Consider the following 4,138-nt stretch of genomic DNA (forward strand, 5'->3'; position numbering starts at 1 on the left):
GCGGCCGAACCCTTGCGGTGGTATTCGACCGGCGGGTCGCTGCCGTCGGTCACGCGGCCCTTGAACTGGAAGCCGGTGCGCTGCGCCGGATCGCAGATGACGTGCGAGCAGTCGATGCCCTCGCCCTTCATGCTGGCGATGAGCGAGCGGCCCATCGAGTCGGTGCCCAGGCGGCTGGCCCAGCCCACCTTGAGGCCGAGCCGCGCGAGGCCGATGGCGACGTTCGTCTCCGCGCCGGCAGTGCGCTTGTGGAAGCCGGTGGCGTCCTCGATCGGGCCGGGCTTGTCGGCCACCAGCAGCAGCATGGCCTCGCCGAACAGTGCTACGTCGAAAGCGGTGTCGCTCATCTTGGTCAATGGGCTTGATGTGAACTGAGGATCTGCCCGAGGAACTGGCGCAGCTTCTCGTGCTTCGGATGGCCGAAGAACTCCTGCGGCGGCCCCTGCTCCACGATGCGGCCATCGGCCATGAAGATCACGCGGTCGGCGACGCTGCGCGCGAAGCCCATCTCGTGCGTGACGCACAGCATGGTCATGCCATCTTCCGCCAGGCCGATCATGGTGTCGAGCACTTCCTTGACCATCTCCGGATCGAGCGCCGAAGTGGGCTCGTCGAACAGCATGATCTTCGGGCTCATGCACAGCGCACGCGCAATCGCCACGCGCTGCTGCTGCCCGCCGGAGAGCTGGCTCGGGTACTTGTTGGCCTGTTCGGGAATGCGCACGCGCTTGAGGTACTTCATCGCGATGTCCTCGGCCTGCTCCTTCGACATGCCGCGCGAACGCATCGGCGCCAGCGTGCAGTTCTGCAGGATGGTGAGGTGCGGGAACAGGTTGAACTGCTGGAACACCATGCCGACCTCGGCGCGCACCGCATCGACGTTCTTGCCGCCGGCCGTGAGGTCGATGCCGTCGACCACGATCCTGCCCTGCTGCACGACTTCGAGACGGTTGATGCAGCGGATCAACGTCGACTTGCCCGAGCCCGAAGGCCCGCAAACCACGATGCGTTCGCCGGCGCGTACCGACAGGTCGATGCCCGTGAGCACCTGGAACTGCCCGTAGAACTTGTTCACGCCTTCGAGCTTGATGATGGGCTCGCCCAGCGCGTGGCCGGGCAGCTGCACGTTGACTTCTTCCATGACCTTCCTCAGGAGTTGGGCATGGCCGGGAAATCGGTTCCGAGCCACTTCTGGTAGAGCTTGTTGAGTTCCCCGTTGGCCTTGTTGCGGGCGACAAAATCGTCCAGCGTCTTCTTGAGTTCGGCCTGGCCGGGGCGCATCGCGACGCCCATCACCTGCTGGCGCAGGACCAGCTTCTGCTCGTAGGTGTTGGCCGGCGCGCGCTTGGCAATCTGGCCAGCCACGGTGGTCGAGCAACCGATGGCATCGACCTGGCCCGACATCAACGCCTGCATGGCCGAGGCGTCGTCGTCGAAGCGCCGCACCTCGGTGCCCTCGGGAGCGACCGCCGTGAGCGCGATGTCCTGCGTGCTGGCGCGAGCCACGCCGACGCGCTTGCCCTTGAGGTCGGCCGGCGACTTGATCTCGACCTTCTGTACGCCATACAGCACGATGGTGGCGGCGGCATACGGCACCGAGAAATCCACCTGCTTGGCACGCTCGGGGGTGATCGCCAGCGAAGCCACCAGCACGTCGACCTTGTTGGTCAGCAGGAACGGGATGCGGTTGGGTCCGGTCACCGGGACGATGTTGGCCTTGACGCCCAGGTCCTTGGCCAGGAGGCGGGCCACGTCGGCGTCGTAGCCGTCGGGCTGGTTCTGCGCGTTGGTCGTGCCGTACGGCGGGAAGTCCACCAGCATGCCGACGGTGAGCTCCCCCTTCTTCTTGATGTCGGCCACGCTCTGGGCCGAGGCGAAGGGCGCGAGCACGGTGAGCGCGGCGGCGGCGAGTCCGATGGCCGCGGTGCGGCGGGTCATGTAGCGGGTGGTCTTGATCATGCGAATGTCTCCTTGGGTTGTGCGGGAAAAACTGTCAATGGATCAGCGGATCAGCGAGCCAGGGCGACGGCGCGCCTGCGCTCCATGTGCGCCGCCAGCAGCGAAAGCGGCCAGCAGATGACGAAGTACAGCACGGCCACGGTGCCGAACACCTCCACCGGCTGGAAGGTTGCGTTGTTGATGATCTGGCCGGCACGCGTGATCTCGGTGAAGCCGATGATGGCCGCGAGCGAGGTGCCCTTGATGATCTGCACCACGTAGCCCACCGTGGGCGCGAGCGCGATCTTGAGGGCCTGGGGCAGCACCACGTCGCGCATGCGGGCCGTGTAGTTCAGGTTGAGCGCCAGTGCCGCCTCGACCTGGCCGCGCGGGATGGACTGGATGCAGCCGCGCCAGATCTCGCCCAGGAATGCCGCGCTGTTGAGGATCAGCGCCGCGCCGGCGGCGACCCACGGATTGATCTCGATGCCGATCACAGGCGCGCCGAAGAAGATCAGGAAGAGTTGCAGCAGCAGCGGCGTGCCCTGGAAGATCTGGATGAAGCCGGTGGACAGCAATTGCGCGCCCCGGTTTTCCGAGGTGCGCGCCAGTGCTATCACCAGGCCCAGGATGGCGCCGCCGATGAAGGCGATCAGCGACAGCGCCAGGGTCCACTTGGCTGCTTCGAGAATGAAGAGGAATTCGGAATAGCCGAAGGTGCGCATGGTGTTTGTCTCCGCTTGGCGTTGGGGGCGTGTGTTACGCGTTCAGCGCCGGTCCGGATAGTTGAGCGTGTTGCTGTAGATCAGCTTGAACAGGGCCGAAAAGCTGATCGCAAGCGCCAGGTAGATGCCTGCGACGACGATGTAGATCTCGAAGCTCCGGAAGGTCTGCGACTGCAGGTTGGCTGCCACCGAGGTCAGGTCATCGGCGGAGATCACCGACACCACCGCCGAACTCAGCATCAGCAGGATGAACTGGCTGGTGAGCGCGGGATAGATCGCCTTCAGTGCCGGCTTGATGATGATGAAGCGGAAGATCTCCCAGCCCTTGAGGTTGAGTGCGCGTCCGGCTTCGATCTGCCCCTTCGGGATCGACTCGATGCCGGCACGGACGATCTCTGCCGCGTAGGCGCCCAGGTTGACCACCATGGCCGTCAACGCGGCCGTGTAGGGCGACCAGCGCAGGCCGATGGACGGCAGCGCGAAAAAGAAAAAGAACAGCTGCACCAGGAACGGCGTGTTGCGGATCACCTCGATGTAGGCATTGATCACAAAGCGCAGCCACTTGGGCCCCGAGGTCTTGCCCCAGGCGCAGAAGACAGCCACCACCAGGCCCAGAAGCGTGGCGACGAGTGAGAGCTGGACGGTGATCCAGGTGCCCTTGAGCAGCAGCGGCCAGGCTGCCAGAACGGCGTCGAACTGAAACTGGTAGTTCACTTGAAGTGTCTCCGTGTCGGTGAAATCCAAGGGCGATGGCGTGATTGTATGAAACCGGTTTCAGTACAACATTGGGGATTTCCCGCGGTGCCGCACTGCACGCGGAATCAGACCGGGGATTCCTGCGTGCGTGCGATTTCGTCGAGCAGCGCGGTGCTCATGACATCGAACGGCGCCGGCTTGCCGGTGTAGAGCTCGACCTGGCCGCAGAACTGGTGCAGCAGCATGCGGGTGCCGTTCACGGCGCGGCAGCCTGCGGCGCGCGCGTCGCGGATGAGCTTGGTCTCGACGGGGATGAACGCGGCGTCCATGACGAAGAGGTGCGACGCCAGTTGACCGGGCGCCAGCGGGCTGACATCCGGCGCGCGATAACCCGCCGCCGTGGCATTGACCACGCCGTCGAAATCCGAGGCCTCGAACTGCGACGGCGCGCCCGCGAACGCGATCCCGAACTCGCGCGCAAAGGCCTCGCCACGCTCGGCCGTGCGATTGAACAGCGTGACCTGCGCACCGGCGCGCCGCATGCCCCATGCGATGGCGCGTGCCGCACCGCCGGCGCCCAGCAACGCGACGCGCCGGCCTTCCAGCGGGCTGGCTTCCTCGATGGCGCGCACGGCCCCGATGCAGTCGGTGTTGTAGCCCGTGAGGAAGCCGTCGCGGTTGTCGATGGTGTTGACGGCGCCGATCTCGCGTGCCGTGTCGTCCAGCGCATCCAGGTGGGGAATCACCGCCTGCTTGTGCGGCATCGTGACGTTGAGTCC

6 protein-coding genes are annotated in these 4,138 nt (G+C 65.4%); all 6 read right to left on the reverse strand.

The window, feature by feature from the left end; translation table 11 throughout:
- On the reverse strand, nt 1–347 hold a 347-nt coding region (locus HB681_RS37355; protein WP_256735270.1), incomplete at its 3' end, for a PfkB family carbohydrate kinase.
- 5 nt (nt 348–352) lie between these two features.
- A complete protein-coding gene (locus HB681_RS37360) occupies nt 353–1,141 on the reverse strand; it encodes an amino acid ABC transporter ATP-binding protein (RefSeq protein ID WP_218628413.1) in 789 nt (262 codons plus the stop codon).
- Between the two features lie 8 nt (nt 1,142–1,149).
- The gene (locus HB681_RS37365; protein ID WP_256354057.1) at nt 1,150–1,938 is read right to left on the reverse strand and encodes a transporter substrate-binding domain-containing protein; all 789 of its coding nucleotides are present in this window, start codon (nt 1,936–1,938) and stop codon (nt 1,150–1,152) included.
- A 71-nt stretch (nt 1,939–2,009) separates the two neighbouring features.
- Complete coding sequence (locus HB681_RS37370; RefSeq protein WP_213959944.1) at nt 2,010–2,663, reverse strand: amino acid ABC transporter permease; 654 nt, start codon at nt 2,661–2,663, stop codon at nt 2,010–2,012.
- A 42-nt stretch (nt 2,664–2,705) separates the two neighbouring features.
- A complete protein-coding gene (locus tag HB681_RS37375; RefSeq protein ID WP_213959945.1) occupies nt 2,706–3,377 on the reverse strand; it encodes an amino acid ABC transporter permease in 672 nt (223 codons plus the stop codon).
- A 107-nt stretch (nt 3,378–3,484) separates the two neighbouring features.
- Nucleotides 3,485–4,138 (reverse strand): NAD(P)-binding domain-containing protein (locus HB681_RS37380; RefSeq protein ID WP_213959946.1); only part of this gene is annotated, 654 nt, incomplete at its 5' end.

Origin of the sequence: Variovorax sp. dw_954, assembly GCF_018449755.1 — a bacterium.
GTDB lineage: Bacteria > Pseudomonadota > Gammaproteobacteria > Burkholderiales > Burkholderiaceae_C > Variovorax.